Genomic DNA, 19,599 nt, shown 5'->3' with positions numbered 1-19,599 from the left:
ACGAATAGCCCCAGTACAGAGCAAGCGGAGGGCCCACCAGCCAGGACCCTGAACCCGCTCCCCCACCCAAACTGAACAGGCGGTACCCGACGGCCAGGCACGATCCGGGACGATGAGGCAGAGGTCCTGTCAAGCTTTGTACACACGTTAAAGCAAAAACCCCCTCTGACGAGGGGGTATGCCGTGCCCGAGGTGGGACTCGAACGGGATTCCGAGCCTTGGGAACACTGGGAACCCTTGAAAACATGCGGAATCCGGGCCTGTCCGGCGGCAGTACTGGTCAGTCCGAGGCGGAAAGTGTGGACATTGTTCACACTTCTTTTTTGCCCTGTCGCGACCACTCCCGGGGCCGTAACTGGGCATGAAAAGTTCGAGCGAAAGAACCATGTTTTCGAGGGGCAACAACGCAGCAATTTCCATCAAATCGATTCACCTCCTTTCATATCCTTCATGGAGTGCCCGCCCTGAAGTACATGACAGAGATCAGCAACCCGAGTGCCACATCGGAAGCCCGATGCGCTGGTCAGCCAACCACCGCTTCACTGGATCGAGTCAGGATTTGCCTAGGTGGAGTTCAGGGGAGGTCGGTCCTATTACGATGCACCGTCCGGCCCAGCGCTCCTGCAGTTCCCAGCCGCACAAGCCCCCGGAGCTATGAACCCGCGGATGAGCCGCCATTGTCGGCCTTAGTCCGCCCCCGCGCAAACAGCCAGAGGCCGACCCTTCCAGGAAGAAGGACCGGCGTCCGGGCCAACGGCTCAACATGCCGAGCCATGAAACCGCTGTCACTCCAGCCTGTTAGAGCGAGTCAAGCACCGCGCTGTCGATCGAGTCGATTCGTTCTTGGACCGACCTCAACCCTGTATGGCCGGCCACGTGGGCGGATGCTGCGGCGACGGCAAGATCGATCGGCCTTAAATTCGTTGGCCCTTGTCCGGACGCTCCAACGCAATACCCCGCGACGAACGCGTCACCGGCCGCAACAGCTACCCGCGCCTCAGCGACCGGACAACTCGTAAGCATGATCGCGTCATCCCAACGGTGGACAATCCCGCGCGCCCCTAGGGATACGACAGGCTCGTCGACCCCGTGTGACGCCATCCAACGCAGCCCGGCGATCGCACGTAACAAGAGTGGGTCATCGAGTCGCACACCAGGAATCGCGCCCGCCTCATGCTCATTTGGCTTTGTCATCGCCACGACACCCGTGCGTACAGCCTCGACAAGGGCAGCGCCCTGCCCGTCGACAACGACAGAGCCGCCGGCGGCCACGACAGAGTGTGCCATGCGAGCCCATGTGTCGACGTCCAGACCGTCTGGGATCGCGCCGCTCAAGACCACGATATCGCCAGGACTCACGTCGCGAAGCAGCTTTGAAAACAGCCGATCAACTACTTCGGACGAGACTGCGCCGAGTCGCGGTCCGCTGGCGTGCCCGGCCATCGCGCCCAAAGCTTCACTCGTTAGCGTGAGGTTATCTCGTGTCCGGCCCGGAACAGCGAAAGTGTCGACATGAACGCCGTCGGCCGCCGCCGCTTCGCGGAACCTTCCCTCGTCGAGATCACCGACCAGGGAGTACGCGTGCGCTTCCGCTCCGAGCGTCTTGACGAAGCGCGCGACATTCATTCCCTTGCCTGCAGCGTGAACACGCCACGACATCACCCGACCAACCTCACCAGGATCGATGCGGTCAACATGTACTTCGTGGTCAAATCCTGGACTAAGGGTTACCGTGCGTATCACGCTCTGGCCGCTGCGAGCCACGTCTCGAGGTAGGCTGCGACACCGTCATCGTGATGGCGCGCGGTAGTGACCGTCGCCGCGTCGAGCACCGCCTGTTTGCCGTTCGCAACCGCGATAGAAGTTCCCACGGCGGCGAAGGCCGGGATGTCGTTGTAGTTGTCCCCGAAGAAGTAGCAGTCGCTCTTGTCATAGCCAAGCTCTTCAGCGGCGGCCTCGACCCCAAGTCCTTTCGAACAAGCCGAGTTGGCGATCTCGAGGTAGGTGTCTTTGGAACGGTATGTTACGACACTGGGCTCGGTGCTGAGCAGCGCCTCGATCCCATCTACCAACGACTGCTCACCCATGCACATGACCTTGTGCGGCGGATGTGCATCTACCCGACCAGAGGAGATGTATGTCTTCGATGGCATCGAGTTCGGCGAAACCCCCGTGTTGTTGATTTCACGAGCCGTCCACTGATCATCGCCCCATACATGCCAATCCTCGCCAGCGAAGAAGCTCGCGTGCAGGTCAACGCCGGAGCAGTATTCGGCGATCCTCCGAGCGTGCTCCGGTGCGATGGCGATATCGTGTACAACTGCACCCGAACGGGACAGCACGAGTCCGCCATTGTAGGCAATCAACGGCTCGTCGGCGCCGTCGTACAGTCGCTCGAGGATCCGCATCGACTCCGGCATGCGCGAAGAACAGAGCACGAAAGCATGCCCTGCGGCCCGGATGGCCCTGACAGCGTCGATCGTGCGCAGAGATAGCGTTCGGTCCGGGTTGAGCAATGTGCCGTCAATGTCTGTACAGAACATGGCCATGTCTTGGGTCTCCTCGTGCGATGTGAACAATTACGTCAGGTGTGGGGCAGAAACGGGCAGCCGGGTCCGATCGTCAACGATCGGTTCCCGCAGCACAAGCCCCTCGACGTTGCAGTCACGCAGGTCGGTGCCGCGTAAATCCGGAGACTCGAACGTGGCGTTTCTCAGGTCCGCGGCGCGCAAGTCAGCATCGCGCAGATCCGCGCCTATTAGCCGGCCTCCACGCAAACTGGCTGCCCGCAGATCCGTCCCCCGAAGAACGACCGCGCTGCCACAGCAATCCGACAGGTCGGCGCGGCGCATATCCGCTCGTTCAAAAACTGCACGGTCAATCAGCGCCCGTGGAAGCCGGATATCCACAAAAGAGGAGTCTATGATCCGAGCTTCGGTGAAGTCAGCATCCGAGCCAGCGAGGCGCGATAGGTTTGCACCCGTCCAGTCCACGTTCCTCGCCTTGAGCGCGTCGACAGTCGCACCGTGCAGATTGAGACCGGCGGCACAAGAACCGCTCAGATCTGCCCTCGAGAGATTCGTTTTGCGGAGGTCTGCGCGTGTGAGGTCGGTCGAAGAAAGATCGCCACCGCTAAGATCGCGTGCTGCGAGGATGATCCCCGCCAGGCTCCTGCCAGGGATACGGATCTCAGTCAAGTCAGCAGCGGCTATGAGCGTCTGGACGAACCGCTGCTCCTCAGCAAGCCGGCGCTCACGTTCCGCATCTACCCGACCGACCACCGCCTCTACATACAGAACGGCCACACCAAGCAGCGCGCCGACGCCGAGATTGATTCCTAGATCGGAGTACTTGTTGCCTTCGCTTGGACCTAGGACCCACATTGTAATTCCGACGCCAAAGATTACCGCGATAAGGACAAGCGCGGGCAGGCTCGTCGATTGGAGCCTCGACCAGAGCCGCCTCATGCAGTTGCTGCCTCGGCCTCGACTGAATCCCGGATCAGGGCCGCCCGATCTTCCTCTCCGTTGGCGTCGAGCTCGATCGCGATTACCTCCAGCAGTTCATTGCTCGCAAGGTCGCGTGCGTCAGCTGCCGAGGTGAACCACTCAAGGGCGCGCCGGAGGTCACCGGTTCTCAGGGCTATCTCTCCAAGCACGATCTCAGTCTCGCGGATACCCTGCGCGTAGCCAATTGATCGATGCCCATGCAAAGCACGCTCGGCAGCCGCATTCGCTTCCGAGAAGGATTTTTCATCTTTGGCGAGAGTCATGAGGAAGGTCGCCTTGTACTGCCAACCGATCGCCTGGGATCGAGCAGAACCGACCTGAGTGCTCCACGAGATCACACGCTCGATGTGCTCGAGCGCCTCCTTCGCTTTGCCCGCCCGACGAAGGGTCTTCGCGTAGGGCACGAGAAAGCGGTGGCTCGCCACGCGACCGTCAACGGTGTCGATAGCCTGTCGGTAAAGGCTCTCCGCCACGGACAGGTCGCCGGATACACGCGACAGCTTCGCCTTATTCCGCAGCGCCCGAGCCCGCAGGGGGCCAGGCGCGAGGTCAGCACGCATCGCAAACGCTTCATCGACGTGTGTGACGTACTGGATGCGATGACTCTCAGCGATGGCAGGTGCGATGCCCGCCTGTCGTTCGTACTGGCGGCCGTGTAATTCGGCCAAATCACATAACACTTCGCAAAGAGCCTCGGTGTCATCGAGCGCCTCTGCGAGTCGGCGACTCTCTTCGTACGCGGCGAGGGCCTGATCGATCTCACCCTCGAATAGGAGCACGTCGCCCAGCAAATCGAGCGCCACAGTCCGGATCGAGGAGGGATTGGCTGCACCGGTCAGCTGCGCAAGTAGACGTCCAGCCTTTGCAACCTCGCTCGCACTTATGTACGCGTTCACGAGCTCGAGCTGAATCGAAGCCCTTGAGTCGTCCCCGTCGAACACGACACCATCCGATGACTCCAGCGCTTTTCCAAAGAGCGCCGCGGCCTCAGTGGAGGCTCCCGTGGCCTGCGCGTTGCGGGCCGCCCTCAGCAAGTATGGGAAAGCATCTGCGTACTTGGCGGCCAGATACAAGTGCTCTCCGATCAAGGCGTCCCAGTCCTCGTTGGAACTCGCCCGCAAATTGGAGATGACGCCGGCAACCTGGGCGTGTAACCGGCGCTTCCGCAGTCCACTTAGCTGCGCGTAGAGCACGTCACGGATTTTGCCGTGTGAGAATTCGAAGGATTCGTCACTCGTCTGGAGCTCACGAATTAAATCCACGTCCAGGAACTTTTCCATGTCACGCAGGAGTTCGTCCTCTCCTGCCTCCATCAGGCCGTGAAGTACGGCAAAAGCAAACCGTCGGCCGACGACTGCGGCCAGTTCGAGTTCGTGCCTCTCTTCGACGTCGAGCAGATTCAATCGAGAGGCAATAACCTCCTCCACGGAGTCGGGGATATCCCAAGACCCAATGTCTCCATCGAACAACCAGACATCGTCGACTTGACTCAGCGAAACTCGGCCGGACCTTGGATCGGGAGAGCAAAGCATTCGGATCAGCTCACGGGTAAAGAGCGGATTTCCCTCCGTCTCTTCGTAAAGCTTCCTGGTGACCGTCTCCGGCAGTTTAGCGGGACCGCCGAGCAATGATTCCACGAGTGACCCGAAACCCACGACGTCGAAGCCCCGGATCTCGTGATTCTGATAGACGCCTTCCATACGTCGCGCGGAAGCGATGACAGGACGGATGGGGTGCGTGGGTTCCGCTACCCGGTCGGAGCGAAATGCCCCGAGGATGACGACGGGACCTTCATTGAGGCGCGAGACTAAACAGATCAGCGCGTCAGCGCTCCCAACGTCCAAGTGTTCGAGATCGTCGATGAACAGCAGTCTCGGCGAGGATCCGGTTTTGCGATAGTCACCCATGATTACGTTGGTGAAAGTGGCCACAATGGCTTCTCTGCGGCTGGCTGGATCAGCAGAAATTGATTCGCTTACGGCCGCCATCTCGACCTCGGACGAACCGGATCCGAACTGCTCGGCGACTAGCTCTCCAACGGGCCGGCCCCCCGCCATCTGCCGTACGAGTTCTCGCACCGGGAAGTAGCTCATCCCCTCGTGGAAAGGTTCACATGCCGTGCGGACGCAGTCATAGCCCAGGTGTTCCGCTTCCTCCAACACCGCTTCGGCAAGTGCCGACTTTCCCGCCCCGCTAACCCCGCTGAGCATGATCACCGCTCCGGCGGGACTGATTTCTCGGCTGCTCACGCGTTCGAGGGTCCTGCTGATCTGCGCCAACTCCACGTCTCGGCCATACAACCCGCCGACAATATTGCGATTCACCGACACCCCAAATATGCCCACATCGCACCGGATAGGCGATAGTGGGTTCATGCTATGGGCGGCTCAGGCGGAGGTCAAGGATTCGCGTTGACTCATCAAGGAGGTGCCCTGGTGGCGGCACGTCCGCCTGCGGTCATGCCCGCCGCTTCATGGATGTCAACGAAGGACATTGCGAGACGAAAGGTCCACGCCCGGTGCAGTCCACCTCATGTGCCGACATCGCCGGCGGAATCCCCCGCAGGTTCAAACCAACGCACGCGAATTAAGCCTTGAGGCTTACGCGAACTGGAGCCTTGCCATGACAGCCCTTGGCTCCATCGTCCGGCACCACCTAGTCCAACACGCCTGGAGGGGTATACGAGAACTGGAGGCGTATACGAGAACCTATCCAAAGCCAACAAGGAACCCGGCTGGAAACCGTAGCTGCACCAGTAGATGGACTCTGGGTCGTTTTGCCATCCCGGTTTCAGGCAGTCCAGCGATGAGTCATCATCAACTGCTTGGAGGAACGGAAGTTCGCCCGGGAGCCGACGCAACACATGTGCCAGGCCGATGGAACTCAGTCCCCGCTGAATCACCTCAAGGCCTGCCCGGCCTGCCACGGCGCTGTTGGAGGGCAGCCGCTTCACCCAAGGCTGTACATCGGTATGGCATCTGAGTAATTTGTCCCATGCTGGTGGTTGAGAAGCTTCACGACGCGAGGCTCAGAGGCATCATGCTCCGAGGTGTAATCCGGGTTGCACCCCGGCCAGCCCTCCCCAACGACCTCAATCTTCACACAATCCCAAGCCACGCCGGGCGGGAAGTAACGCAAGTAGATCGTCATGGCCGTAGTACAGCTGTCTCCAAGGTCGAGCTCCAGGCAGAAGACATAGTCCGTTGCCTGGAGCACTCCCCTGGCAGGGCTGGAGCTGTGAAAACGGAACCCAGGGTACTTGGCCAAATACTCGTTGGCGCTGAAGCAATCTCCCGGGATGCTGTGGGAGCACCACTTTCCCTTCAGCTCCTCAGGCATCCCCGGGACTGAGCGCGACAGTCTCGCCTTTTCTGCACTGGCCTTGATGGCGCTCACAGACGGAGTGAAGCGGAACTGTCGGACATCATCGCTCAATGTAGAGTCGCCGATAGCAGAGAAGATCTTGAGGCTGATGCCAGCCGTACCGATGCCCAAGCCAATGAGCCCGAATTTGGACAGGATTTTCTGTGCGTACACCGTGATCCATCCGCCCGACAAGTGCGGATAGCGGTCGGCCAGGAGTGTCCTGACTCCCCGGTGGACCGCGTCCTTGGCCTGATCGGTGCCCAGGCAGGCGAGGGCCTTCCGGTATGCGTCCACCGCGGTGCCCCTGGCGCCAATCGTCAGCAGTTCGTGGCCGCACTCCATCAGGGCCATCGTCGAGGCCACCGCGGTGATGGGGCTGTCCCCGCCAGCAAGCCCGCCGATCTGGCTCCATATCGTAGCCGCCGCGGTATAGAACCAGCCTGTCTCCACCTGAATCAGGGGTTTGCCACTGTTGCCGTAGTAGAGCTCTTCCAATGCGGCCCGATTGAAACCGAAGTGCATCTCCCCGAACGGCTGGACCAAGTATTGGCGTTTGTCGAAAGGGTTTTTGGGGAGCTCCGCCGCAGCTGCCATCGTCGCCAGATCCGTCGGCCCGGCCTGCCAAAGGTCACTCCAAGCCCAGACAGGGTCGATGGCAAGTGTGACTTTCGCGGCAGTGTCCCGGTTCATCTTTAGCTTAGCCACCAGGAGGTCGCTGTTGTTGGCGTCCTTGCCCCCGCACCACAGGATGGGTGAGTTGATGTCGTCGAAGAACTGCGGGTCCGCCCAGGCCGGCACCGGTTGCTCGCAGCTGACCCCGCTCGATGCAGCGTTGCCCGTCACTTGGCCCAGCGCGTTGAAGAGCTAGTCGAAGAATCCGTACTGCGAGAAGTGCGAGACCTTCGCCGTTGCGGTCTTGCGGTCCTCGGAGAGCTCCGTGGGAATTGGCTCCCAGATCTTGGCGCTCTCATTCCAATGGGCGGCAACGACGACGTGGTCCTGTGCCACTGGGGTCTCCAGAATCATCCGGACCGAGGCGCCGGCATCAGGGAACGATCCGCCGTCCATCTCGTACGCTGACAGGCCGACGAGCGTGGCTGCCGACGGCTGAGCCAGCAACTGTTCTTCAGTAGGAGTTTTGGCCGTGACCTGCGCCCGAAATCCTGAACCTTCCGGGAATTCCACGGTGGTGGACCAGCCTGGACCCAGCCCAACGGAGCCCTCAGCAGATGATGCGGGCCGGGCCCACGGCTGCCACACCAAAACTGCTGCTACAACTGCCGCCACCACGGCCAATGCCACCAACACGAACCTGGTTTTCACCGAATCCCCCATTTCCGCTTCAGGATTCCATGTCTACCACCCGGGTTCGGTCATCGGCCATCATCGGCCATCCATTACGCCGCGTTCAGCCGCGCCATTGCCATCGGAGAAGCATCGCGTTAGGCGCCGACGTGGCCACCGTGGGGATCAGCATCCACTGCGCCAGCACCGGAGCCTACCTTTCCGGCGGCACGTTTGGTTCAGCCAGGTCCGTCCGGATCACCACCGGCACACGTCGTGGAACCTTCCACTGGCCGCTGCAACCTTCCGTACTGACGGCAACTACACCCTGACCGTCCGCGCCACCGATACCATCGGCAACGCAAGCAACAGCAGCACAAACCACGTCATCGACCACAAGAAACCGCAGCTGCCGGGCCAACGACGACCAACACCCCGGCGGTCTTCAATTGTTTGCCAGACCCGAGTGGCTCCCCGGCATCAATCCCCATGAAACTCCTGCGTCACACGGGCAGGGCGTCGGCCTCTGGTGTACTGAGGCGGAATTCTTCGGCGGTGGGTACTTCGGTGAATTCGACGAGTTCGACCTGGTGTTCTTTCAGCACTTCCAGAACTTGGTGCGGGGTTACTCGGAAGAACTCACGTCGAAGGTTGACCTTGTTGACGCGCTGTTCCGCGAACGTCCTGTGCAGCATGGCTTCAGTGGCGACGGCATCGTCAGAGTAGAAAAGCGCATGCACATCAAAACGGAAAGGCACGGACGCATCTCCCAGTTCGTTGACCCGGTCCATCGGCTCCAGCCTGCGGGTCATCCCGATCTTGACCATGTTCTCCCCAAAAGCACCGATATTGGAAATGACGTACACGTAACCGGCACGTATATTCGCAGCTCGCCGTTCCACGTCAGCAAGGGCAAGCTCATCCTCAGCGATTTTAGCCCTCATGCGTTCGGCACCTTCGAGATCCCCGTTGGCTATCAGTGCGTCCAGGGTTGCCTCGTGCATGGCGCGTTCCTTGGCAAGCTTTTCCCGGGCCGCCGCCAGTTCAGCTTCGGCCTTATTTTGTTCGCGCAGCTCTTCGCGGCGGGCGCGCTCCATTTCCGTCTCAGCGGCAAGGACCTGAAGGTGTTCTGTAGCGAGGACCATTTCCTGGATGCGCAGGTGGTGATAGGTCTCGTCGACTCGCAGATTGATCATCGTACCTTGGCGCTCGATCTGTTCCATTGCCTTAGTCAGGCGAGCTGTCGCCGTTGCCAGATCGCCGGCCTTGACCGTTTTTACACAGTTTTCGGCTTCTGCGTTATATGCGCGAAGCATGATGGTCGACATCTGGTTCACAAACTTCATACCCTGCTTCGCGGAGTTGTTGAACGTGAAGTTCGACGTGGCATGAATTGCCTGTTTGGTCCGGGCCATCTCCTTGTACTGGGCACGGACCGATTCCAGCTTGGCGGCCAGGTGCGCGGAGTGCTCAGCGGGATGTTCGAAATCGAAGACACCGACTTCCTGAAGCACGGCAGCGGCTCGAAGGCTCACCAGTTGGCCTTCTGCTTGAGCCAGTTCGGAGCGCAGCTCGCGAAGGTGTTGCTCAAGACGCTGGCTTTCGGATGCCCACGTCCTTCGTTCGTTCTCCATGGTGCGCCGGAGTTCGTCCCGGCTGGCTTCTATCTGGTCGAATTCGAGGAGTCCTCGCTCGTCCAGGATCCTTTGCAACCGCTCTACATCGGCCAAAGCAGTCTCGGCGGTCTTCTTTGCACCGAAGAACCCGACCTTTCGCGGCCCTCCAATCCGGGCCTGATCCGCTACCTGCTGTTGCTGAAAATGATCTTGTACCTGTACTGGCTCCTGCGGAGAGTTCTGTAGCGGGGCTGGCTGCTGTGCCTGGGCTGGTTGGACGTGATCGGTCCACTGCCGACCGTCCCAGTAGCGAACAAAGCTGGTGTTTTGCGGGTCTGTGTACCAACCGGCGGGGACGCTCACGAGGGGAACCTATCGTCGTCGAAACAATTACTACGGGTTCAACGCTCAGCCGGTCCGATCACCCTGTACAACTCCCCCAGGACGATCTTGCCTTACTCGCGAAGGAAGTTGAAGTTTTCTTAAGACATTTCAAGCCTGTCGGCTCAAGGCCAACGAAGATGCCTTATGGCTAGGTGCAAACCTGCAAGCGCTGAGATGTTTTCACTTCGCGGACCCGAAGCGGGCCAACCCCTGCGTCGAAACGGTTTAGAACAATGTCACGAGGGTCATAGCGCCACTGCCAGTCCCGCCCATGAATGACCAGAAGCAACACCGCTGTTTGTCATTCTGATATTCCGATCACTGGGCGGGACATCCGCGCAACCAGGGCGCTACGCGCCGGACCCGACCCGGAAACTTCGCTCGGCGCTCCTGCGTCGCTCCCATCCTCCCGAACTTTCCGCCCCTGCCCCGGTCCCCCAAGTTGCACTCCAGCCCCTACCCAGCGCACAGGTCCCCTATCAGAACGGCCCACAGAACCAACGACCACAGGAACAACACACAAGGCAAAGGAACAGGACAATGAACGCGCTCACCATCAAAGACCCCGCAGACCTACTCAGCTTCATCGGCCACACCCTCGGCTTCTGGCCCACAGAAAGCCTCGTCTGCATCACCCTGGATGAAAACAAGGTGGGCGCCACCCTCCGCATCGACCTCCCCCGCCAACCAGGAACCGAACTCCCCTACGCCCGCACCGTAAGCAGCTACCTGACCAGCGACACCACCGCGACTAGCATCGTCTTCGCCGTCTACACCTCAACCCAATCGGAGCCAGGACAGCCCAAACCGCACGCAGCGACGATTGCAGCTCTCACTGCAGTTCTCGCAGAGAATGCCATCACCATTCGAGACGGGATTTTCGTCAGCGACGACGCATACTCCCCCTACGACAGCGAGCCCGGGCAGGACATCAGCCTCCCCATCAGTTCCACTGAGTACAGCCAGGTCAATGCCGAATTCATCTACCGCGGCAGCACCATCGAACCCACCAACCGAATCATGCTGCCAGCCGCGACACAGGAAACAGCAAAATCAACCGCCGTCGAAGAACGCATGCACACCATCCGCACACAGCCCCCTGACGAAACCGCAGGAGAAGCAAGCCTGCTCTGGACAAGGATGCTCGAATCAAGGGACTTCCCCACCGACGAGGACTGCCTCAGCCTGATCGCCAGCTTCCAATTCCCTCACATCCGCGACCGGCTCATGACCGACATCCCCGGAATCGACGAACCACCACAACACATCCTCTTCGCCCAAACCAACACCCCACCGAAATGGTCCCGCATCGAATGGGCACAACAACTACTCCTCCACGCCTACACAAGAACCAGCCCCCAACACGCAGCACCCATCCTCACCACCATCGGCTACATCAACTGGTGGCAAGGCCGAGGCTCCAAAGCACACCAATACCTCCAACTCGCCCTCGACACCGACCCCGGCTACCGCTTCGCCAGACTCACCGACCAAATGCTCGGAGCCGGCATCATCGCCGGCTGGAACACCAACAAAAACACCGCCTACAAAACCCACCTCGACATGCCATAGCCGACTCTAGGTTGCCGTAGAGCTTCACGGCGGCGGTGCCGTTGACGGGGAAGTCATCCTGGCCGCCACAGTTCCGACACCAGCCATCTGGAACTATGCTGCCAGCCGAAAAGACCCCTCGCAGACTGCAGATATGTGCCGCTTCGAGAACGACCGACAAAAATTTGCATGCCTCCTTTTCATGGTTTCAAGCTGAAAGCCGCCGTAGGGAGACAAAGTCGCAATTCAAATCATGGGTGCCGCAGTTCCACGCACTAATTCCCTGATTTAGGTTATGGCGTCTCGCTCGCGACGAGCGTAGCGTCGATCTAGACAGCAGGCGACGACGAGACCCCCGCTTTCGATAGACTCGCCGCCGCCGGCAGAGGAGAACCCGCCTAAGGAGCCGGGATGGCAGCAGGGTGGAACGCTGACACCGCGGCTGGGCCGTTGGGTGGCACTGTCACTTTGGTGGAGGGGTCAAACTTTTGCATCTCCCTGCCCAACGGTGACATCCTTCCCGAGTACCCGCATGGGGTCTTCCATCGGGACACGCGCATATTGTCCGGCTGGACGCTGACCGTAAACGATCAGCCCCTTGAGCCTTTATCGGCGGAGGTCAAAGAACCCTATCGCGCACTGTTCGCTGGTCGCGTTCCTCGGTCCGACGCGTATGCCGATAGCCCGCTGGTTGTGGAGCGGCTACGGGATCTTGGTGCCGGAATATTGGAGGAAATTACGGTCTGGAATTACTCGACGGAGCCCATTGACTGCGTGATCGTTCTTAAAGTCGAAGCGGACTTTGCCGATGTGTTTGAGGTTAAGGCTGCGCGGATACAGCATTCTTGGGAAGAGTCCCGCGAGTACGTCGATGACTCATTATCCATTCAGGGGCGATGGCAAAACCTCCGCAAGGCCGTAGTCGTGACAGCCCCGGGAGCCGACGTGACGCCGGACGCTGTTACCTTTCGAGCAGCAGTTCCACAGCACGGGCATTGGAGTGCTTTGGTGAGCGTAGTACCCGTCTCGGACGGAGCGGATTCCGTGGCCCCATTCGCTCATCCAGATGCGGACGGACTATCCGAAAGCGATCGACGTCGTCGGGCTTGGGTGGCCAAAATTCCAGTTTTCCAAATAGGAAACGGCTCCATTGAGCGAACGCTGCGTCGTAGCTACGACGACTTGGGTTCACTCAGAATCGAGGATCCGCAGCATCCTGACCGCGTGGTGGTGGCGGCTGGTGCGCCATGGTTCATGACTCTGTTCGGAAGGGATTCGCTGTGGGCTTCTGCGATGGCCCTTCCGGTGGACCCGTCGCTGGCACTAGGAACCCTGCAGACTCTGGCTGAGCGTCAGGGTTTCGTAGTTGATCCGGCCAGCGAGGAGGAACCCGGCAAAATACTGCATGAGGTCAGGCTGGATGTTTCCACAGGGTTGGCTCTGGGTGGCAAGTCAGCCTATTACGGCAGCGTCGATGCGACGCCTCTATTCCTGATCGTGCTTGGTGAGGTGAGCCGGTGGGGTTTTGCAAAAGAGACCATCGCCGCGCTCATGCCGCACGCCGACCGCGCCCTGGAATGGATTGAGCACTATGGCGACAAGGACGGCGACGGTTTTGTTGAGTACGAGCGCCTTAGTGTGCAGGGGCTCATCAACCAGGGATGGAAGGATTCCTGGGATGGCATCAACTTCGCCGATGGGAGACTTGCAGAGCCGCCAATCGCGTTATGTGAGGTGCAGGCGTACGTCTACAGCGCCTACATGGCGCGCGCATGGATGGCCTACGACGCCGGCGACGTAACCCGCGCATCCGAACTCGCCGAACGCGCGGCCATTCTAAAGAAGCGGTTCAACGAGCAGTTCTGGCTTCCGGAAAAGGGTTACTACGCGGTTGCTTTGGACAAGGACAAGCGCCCTGTCGATGCCTGTGCATCCAACATGGGGCACTGTTTGGCCAACGGAATCGTGGATGAAGACAAGGCGCGGATGGTCGTTGACCGGTTGATGTCGCCGGAGATGTTTAGCGGCTGGGGCGTGCGCACGCTGGCGACGGACATGGGCGCTTACAACCCTGCAAGCTATCACAATGGCTCCGTCTGGCCACATGACAATGCCATCATCATGGTTGGCCTTATGCGCTACGGCTTCGTCGAGGAGGCGCAGCGCATCGCTACGGCCTTGCTGGAGGCCGCCGAGTACTCCAATGGCCGTCTGCCGGAACTATTCTGCGGCTTCAGCAGAGATCGGTACGCACAGCCGGTGCCCTATCCCACGGCCTGCTCGCCTCAGGCGTGGGCCGCCACCACCCCGATCATGCTGATAACCACCTTAATGCGCTATGACCCCCATGTTTCCCTGGGCAAAGTGTGGATGGATCCGGTCCTACCGGAGTCTTACGGGAACCTGCGGATCACAAATGCTCCGATGGCCAATGGCCGGATCTCTATAGAGATCTCGGGCTCTGATGTCTCCATCAACGGGCTACCCGAAGGAATGAACTATCAGCGCGGCTATCTACCGTGGCTTGGCGACTTGATGGAACAGGTCACAACACGCCCCAATAATCCAGGCTCTGCACGCTGAGACAAGGGTTTTCCAGGATCTACTCACCAAGCAAGGTGGGGCGCGGACGAGTTCCTGCGCCCCACCTCGTGGCGTTTCGGGAGCCCCTAAGCGCCCACGGAAACTAGCCCTCCAGGATTTACACGAACGGCCTGCTGCAAAAGCGTCCTCACGTGGCTGCTTGGGACAGGTGTTCCGGGTGTGTCAACGATCCATCGGAGGCCCTCCGCCGGCGACATGTTTTCCGGACGAGTGCTTGGCATGTATGGCGCAACATAGACAGGTGTGCCTGGTTCAAATCGCCAGCTCTCTGCGAGGCTTCCAGCAAAGACGGCGTCATACCCGATCCGGTCGATAAAATCACTAACTACATCTTCAGCCTGCTGGGAATCTGTTGCGAACGGAAGCGCGCTCCTACTTGAGGCGCCGGCAGGTCTAGCGCTGGAAGCGAGATTCGCAAACGAGATGGCGTTGAAGGTCTTCACGACGAAACTGTCCGACAGGTGACTCTGCACAAGCTCACTGGAGGTGGATGCGCCCTCATCAAGCAAGGCAATGTGCCCATCACGTTCCGGGTAGTAATTCATGGTGTCTATGACCACTTTTCCTGCCAAATCTGCCGGAGATAATTTCCCATAGTTCGCAAGCGGAATGCTTGCTACTACCACTGGGCCCGCGTGGGCAGCTTCAGCTGGAAATCCGGCCCGTACATTTGGTCCAAGCGTCGACACTACCTCGGCCAAGGTGCTGGGGTCCCTTGAGTTACTCAGAATCACCTCCATACCCGCATTGACCGCGAGCCGAGTCAAAGCTCTCCCGATCATTCCTGCACCGATTATTCCAATTGTCGTCACCGCTATTGCCCCTTCTTGTTGTGATATGGCAGTACACTGCCATATTTGACGTTAGCATTACTGGCAGAGAACTGCCACATAGTATGGTGTGAGAGTGAACAGCATTGAATCTCCGCTTCGAGCCGACGCAGCACGAAACGCCGAACGCATCATCCGGGCAGCCCGAGTTTTGTTTCTGGACGAAGGTCCACAGGCCTCCTTGGAAGAGGTAGCCGTCCAGGCGGGCGTTGGGGCGCGAACGCTGTATAGACATTTTCCGAGCAGGGAACATCTGGTGAAAGCAGCATTGGATCAGTGCATCCAGGAGGACGTCGCGCCGAAGATCCGAAGCGCGGTTTCTCAGCCTGACCCGCGCGTTGGTCTCACCGAGGTGATGACCGCCGCTACAGACATGGTGGCACGCGAGGCGAATATCATTGCGGCCGCCCGGGACGCCTTGGTGCCCACTGCGCGCGCAGCCAGCATCATCACCACCGCACTAGCTGAACTTCTACACCGAGGACAAGCAAGCGGGCTAATCCGACCAGACGTGTCCCCCCGTGACCTGTTTACATTCCTGGCGATGCTGACCAGCGTCCACTGGGGCCGCGGAGTCGAAGGCAGTGGACCCAACCGGGCCATCGCTCTACTTCTTGAATCACTGCGTCCTGCTGATGCCAAGGCGCTGCCGGAAATCGATTCGGACGAGTGTCAAATACCGGGGACCAGCCACCGAAGTTAAACGATTCCTGTACAACGTAGTTAGCGGCGGTAGCGTGAAGAAAGGGTGGAAACGCGAGTAGCCCACGACACGCGTCGGACTTTTTGATCCGATCCCAGCGCGCTGAGATCCCCTTTAATCCAGGGCTGCCGCAGTGGGGCGAGCGTCAACTTCTGGAACTTCGCGGGCGCTTCCGGCGCGCATCCGCGCGAGCCTCAAGCCCAACACCATGAAGGCCACGCCGGCAATACCGAGGCCAACAGCTCCATACAGGGCGACCGTGTAGCTTCCCGTAAGGTCAAAGCTCGCTCCCCAGAAGGGCGTAGAGAAGGCCGCACCGATGTAGTAAAGAGTCATGACGATGCTATAGACAGGAGCGAACCGGGCCTTACCGACAGCCAGATTGACGAACAGAGGAATGATGACCAAGTACGACGTGAGTGCTAGAGCCACAAACGGAATGACGGTCATAAGGCCTTGGATTCCGAACACCATGGCAAGTCCCCCGAATCCGACCCCGTATGCGACGAGCATTGTAAATGCGCTGCCCTTGTACCCGTATCGGTCGTAGATAACGCCGACGATCGGCTTAAGTAGGATCTGCCAGATGGCAAAGTATGAGACGATCAGGCCTGCCGTTGCCGTGTCGAGACCTTTAGTTTGAACGACCGGAGACACCAAGACAAGTATTCCGGACTCCATTGAGATTAAGAAGGCGCCGAGAGTAAGCAGCGCGATCGGCATGCGTAGTCGCAACGTGCGGAGTGCCGGTGGTCGCGCGTCGGATTCGCCGGGACGGCGGACCATGTTTGGAGGATTCCGAACCAGGAAGACTCCGGTCAGGGCTATGAAGACGAACACGAAACCCGCCAGGATCTGGACTGACCCCGACCAGCCCACTGCCGAGACCAGAGCTGGGATGGTCAACCCCCAGGCGATCCCTCCAATGGCAGTTCCAGTGAGGGTGGCACCCAGAACCATGCCCCGATGCCTATGATCGTTCCAACCGTTGACCACAATCGTCGCGGGTATGACTGTACAGAATCCCCAGCCGATTCCAATGAACGCGGCTGCCAGGTACATCGGCCCAAGTGCAGTGGTCATTGACAGGATGAGCATCCCTGCGGCTGACCAAATGCCTCCTACAATAATGAGCTTCCGTATGCCAACCCGCTGGGCCACGCGTCCAACGAAGGGAAGCACGAGCGCTCCCAGAACTGCGATCAGCGAGTACTGGACGAGATACGCGCCGAGGGTCGTCTGGAAGTGGGTGGCGCCGGACGGCACCAGGAGACCAAAACCCGTAGTAGACGTTGAGAACGCGATCATGATGAAGAAGGCCCCGATTGTCGACCGAAGCCTTCGCCCTTTGTGTATGAAGGTCGCTTCGGGAGTTCGCTCCAGGACGTCATTGTCACTAGTAGACATGGGTGTACCGATCTTTCTATGGGTGAAGATGCCAACTGGATTCCAAACCGGGACGAGCGCGCTCAACCTCAGCTAATTACGGATATCACTGAACGATGAATAGCGGGGCCGGCATTTTGCGGCTGCTGCGCTCTCCCCCACGGAAGCGCACTAACCTCCATTGAAGATATGGCAGGCGTGCCGCGAAGTTACCGAAGGTTTTGAGTAGCGGGCGATTGCCCTAGTAGGCATGTTATCTAAGTCACAGCCTAAAATCAACCAACAATTTGACTGAATCTTTGGCATCTATTTACGATCCCCATACCAACGAACGGCGCTGACACCCCGTCCGATCAAACGCAGGAGGTCATCACCCTGGACGAATCCAGACTGATGACCTCATTCCCACAGCTAAGGAGGACACAGGTTCTCCAGCATCGAAGTCGTTGACCCAGCAATCCAACCCTCTATTGGCGCTAGACCCAGCTGGGAAGCATTTCCGCTCTGTATCGGGCTCCGAAGCCGCCGCTAGGCAAGATTCCCGCGATTCGGTCCAGATCACTGCGCGTCAAATCAACGTTAACGGCGTGGATATTTTCCTCTACTCTTCGCGGGTCACGGGACCCGGGAATCGGGACAATGTGTTCGCCTTGAGCAAGTAACCACGCGAGGGCTAACTGCGCCACGGTAACCCCTCGAGTATGCGCAAATTCAGATAACTGGCGCGTTGCTTCCACGTTCTTCTCAAAGTTCCCTGGTTGCCAGCGCGGATCGTTTGCCCGCATATCTGTCTGGGCGTCGTAGGCGCTAGCTGGCTGGGCAGTGCCAGTAAGGAAACCGCGGCCGAGCGGGGAGTAAGGTACGAATCCAATGCCAAGCTCCCCCAAGACTGGAAAGAGTTGTTCGGCGTCCCGTTCAAAGAGGGAATATTCCGTCTGGAGTACCGATACAGGTTGGATCTCATGGGCGGCGCGAATAGTTTTCTCGCCCGCCTCGCTGAGTCCAAAGTATTTCACTTTGCCAACGTCAATCAGATCCTTGACCGCACCTGCCACCTCCTCTATGGGAACAGCCGGATCTACACGGTGCTGATAGAGAACGTCGATATGCCCTGTGTCCAGATACTTCAGGCTATTATCGACAACTTCACGGATGTGAACCGGATTGCTGTTTAGGGACCAATCGGGATTATAGCCGAATTTAGTGGCGACGGTTACGTCGTCACGGAATGGAGCGACTGCCTTGCCCACAATCCGCTCATTCTCTCCCCAGCCATAAAGCTCGGCGGTATCGAAGAACGTTACACCCAGCTCGTGGGCCCGTCGAATAGCCTTGATGCCGCCCTGTTCGTTTGAAGATCCATAGGCTAGGGAGATTCCCATTGAACCATAGCCCAAGGCAGATGTAGTCAGGCCTTGCTCGCCCAATATGCGCTGTTTCATGTTTCCCTACTGTGTTCTGGACGTGATTGATTGATTTGCTTTTGCATCTAATTTTCACGCGGACCGTATTCTCCTTCAGCCAGTCGTGCAACGGACGACCACGACTCCCAGGTATCGAGTCGCCCTTTGTACACGTCGGGCAGGAGTCGGAGAGGCGCTTCTCCAAAAAAGACCCTCAGGGGAGGCTGTTCCGCATCTACAACCGCAAGGATTGCGGTGCCAAATCCGAGGGGCTTTGGCGAAGGCGTCGCGAACATTTGAGAGAGCGCTGTACGAACCCCCGCGTACTCGGGCATCTGCTCAACAAATGTCGCGGAAGAACCTGCCCAATCAGTATCAAAACCGCCAGGCTCGACGATAGTGACATTAATCCCAAAGCCAGCCAGTTCTTGTGCAATACTGTCCGAATAGCCCTCCAGCGCCCACTTAGAGGCGTGGTAGGCGCTTAGTGTTGGGAATGTTGTCACGCCTCCGATGGATGAGATTTGTACGATATGACCAGATCCTTGTTGACGAAGAATGGGTATAACTTCGTTCGTGACGGAGACCGCGCCGAAGAAGTTGGTCTCCATCTGGTCTCGAACCTGCTGCAATGAAACTTCCTCGGCAGTTCCGAATAGCCCGTAGCCAGCGTTGTTGATCACGATGTCCAAGCGACCAAATGTATCGTGTGCGGAACGGACGGCACTCTTGACCTGTGACTCACTCGTGACGTCAAGTGCGAGAGGCAGGATTGCGTCGCCGTAGCGCTCCACGAGATCAGAAAGCATCTCGATATTACGGGCGGCCGCCGCGACACGATCACCTCGTTCGAGGGCCGCTTCTACGAATACCCGACCGAATCCCCTTGATGCTCCAGTCACAAACCACGTCTTACCCATAACTTTTCTCCTTTTCCTGGACTGCTCGAATCGATTAGAATGA

Annotated in this window: 15 protein-coding genes; 4 read left to right on the top strand and 11 right to left on the bottom strand. The window is 59.0% G+C overall.

What is annotated here, in order from left to right:
* Positions 1 to 798: 798 nt before the first annotated feature.
* From AB4Y87_RS03600 to AB4Y87_RS03575, 6 genes are all read right to left on the bottom strand, one after another.
* Complete coding sequence (locus AB4Y87_RS03600; RefSeq protein WP_442003105.1) at positions 799 to 1,764, bottom strand: 1-phosphofructokinase family hexose kinase; 966 nt, start codon at positions 1,762 to 1,764, stop codon at positions 799 to 801.
* Positions 1,740 to 2,549 carry a Cof-type HAD-IIB family hydrolase gene (locus tag AB4Y87_RS03595; RefSeq protein WP_442003104.1) on the bottom strand — a complete coding sequence of 270 codons (810 nt, stop codon included), beginning with the start codon at positions 2,547 to 2,549 and terminating at the stop codon, positions 1,740 to 1,742. Before AB4Y87_RS03595 ends, AB4Y87_RS03600 begins: the two co-directional genes overlap by 25 nt.
* A 30-nt stretch (positions 2,550 to 2,579) precedes the next feature.
* Complete coding sequence (locus tag AB4Y87_RS03590) at positions 2,580 to 3,467, bottom strand: pentapeptide repeat-containing protein (protein ID WP_442003103.1); 888 nt, start codon at positions 3,465 to 3,467, stop codon at positions 2,580 to 2,582.
* Positions 3,464 to 5,884 (bottom strand): ATP-binding protein, encoded by a 2,421-nt coding sequence (locus AB4Y87_RS03585; RefSeq protein ID WP_442003102.1) that lies wholly within the window; start codon positions 5,882 to 5,884, stop codon positions 3,464 to 3,466. Before AB4Y87_RS03585 ends, AB4Y87_RS03590 begins: the two co-directional genes overlap by 4 nt.
* Before the next feature lie 574 nt (positions 5,885 to 6,458).
* A complete protein-coding gene (locus AB4Y87_RS03580) occupies positions 6,459 to 7,718 on the bottom strand; it encodes a hypothetical protein (RefSeq protein ID WP_442003101.1) in 1,260 nt (419 codons plus the stop codon).
* 21 nt (positions 7,719 to 7,739) lie between these two features.
* Complete coding sequence (locus tag AB4Y87_RS03575; protein ID WP_442003100.1) at positions 7,740 to 8,198, bottom strand: hypothetical protein; 459 nt, start codon at positions 8,196 to 8,198, stop codon at positions 7,740 to 7,742.
* 29 nt (positions 8,199 to 8,227) lie between these two features.
* Here AB4Y87_RS03575 and AB4Y87_RS03570 point away from each other — a divergent pair, with 29 nt between their 5' ends.
* Positions 8,228 to 8,491: a hypothetical protein gene (locus AB4Y87_RS03570; protein WP_442003099.1), complete on the top strand. Its 264-nt coding sequence runs from the start codon at positions 8,228 to 8,230 to the stop codon at positions 8,489 to 8,491.
* Between the two features lie 171 nt (positions 8,492 to 8,662).
* On the opposite strand, the gene AB4Y87_RS03565 is transcribed toward AB4Y87_RS03570, so the two are convergent.
* Positions 8,663 to 10,138 (bottom strand): DUF4041 domain-containing protein, encoded by a 1,476-nt coding sequence (locus tag AB4Y87_RS03565; RefSeq protein ID WP_442003098.1) that lies wholly within the window; start codon positions 10,136 to 10,138, stop codon positions 8,663 to 8,665.
* 561 nt (positions 10,139 to 10,699) lie between these two features.
* Here AB4Y87_RS03565 and AB4Y87_RS03560 point away from each other — a divergent pair.
* Positions 10,700 to 11,731 (top strand): DUF4192 domain-containing protein, encoded by a 1,032-nt coding sequence (locus tag AB4Y87_RS03560; RefSeq protein WP_442003097.1) that lies wholly within the window; start codon positions 10,700 to 10,702, stop codon positions 11,729 to 11,731.
* Between the two features lie 390 nt (positions 11,732 to 12,121).
* Positions 12,122 to 14,293, top strand: coding sequence for an amylo-alpha-1,6-glucosidase (locus AB4Y87_RS03555; RefSeq protein ID WP_442003096.1), 2,172 nt, complete (start codon positions 12,122 to 12,124; stop codon positions 14,291 to 14,293).
* 86 nt (positions 14,294 to 14,379) lie between these two features.
* On the opposite strand, the gene AB4Y87_RS03550 is transcribed toward AB4Y87_RS03555, so the two are convergent.
* Positions 14,380 to 15,126, bottom strand: a complete 747-nt coding sequence (locus AB4Y87_RS03550) for an NADPH-dependent F420 reductase (RefSeq protein ID WP_431114712.1) — start codon at positions 15,124 to 15,126, stop codon at positions 14,380 to 14,382.
* A gap of 94 nt (positions 15,127 to 15,220) precedes the next feature.
* On the opposite strand from AB4Y87_RS03550, the gene AB4Y87_RS03545 reads away from it, so the two are divergent.
* Entirely contained in the window at positions 15,221 to 15,847 is a 627-nt protein-coding gene (locus tag AB4Y87_RS03545; protein WP_442003095.1) for a TetR/AcrR family transcriptional regulator, read from the top strand.
* A gap of 114 nt (positions 15,848 to 15,961) precedes the next feature.
* Here the strand turns inward: AB4Y87_RS03545 and AB4Y87_RS03540 are convergent, their stop codons facing one another.
* The 3 genes from AB4Y87_RS03540 to AB4Y87_RS03530 form a co-directional block, all read right to left on the bottom strand.
* A complete protein-coding gene (locus tag AB4Y87_RS03540) occupies positions 15,962 to 17,254 on the bottom strand; it encodes an MFS transporter (RefSeq protein WP_442003094.1) in 1,293 nt (430 codons plus the stop codon).
* A gap of 455 nt (positions 17,255 to 17,709) precedes the next feature.
* Positions 17,710 to 18,675, bottom strand: coding sequence for an aldo/keto reductase (locus AB4Y87_RS03535; protein WP_431114709.1), 966 nt, complete (start codon positions 18,673 to 18,675; stop codon positions 17,710 to 17,712).
* A 47-nt stretch (positions 18,676 to 18,722) separates the two neighbouring features.
* Positions 18,723 to 19,556, bottom strand: coding sequence for an SDR family NAD(P)-dependent oxidoreductase (locus AB4Y87_RS03530; protein ID WP_442003093.1), 834 nt, complete (start codon positions 19,554 to 19,556; stop codon positions 18,723 to 18,725).
* Positions 19,557 to 19,599: the final 43 nt, after the last annotated feature.

This window comes from Paenarthrobacter sp. RAF54_2 (genome assembly GCF_052113945.1).
Classification (GTDB): Bacteria; Actinomycetota; Actinomycetes; order Actinomycetales; family Micrococcaceae; genus Arthrobacter.
This window is presented reverse-complemented; position numbering and strand designations above follow the sequence as displayed.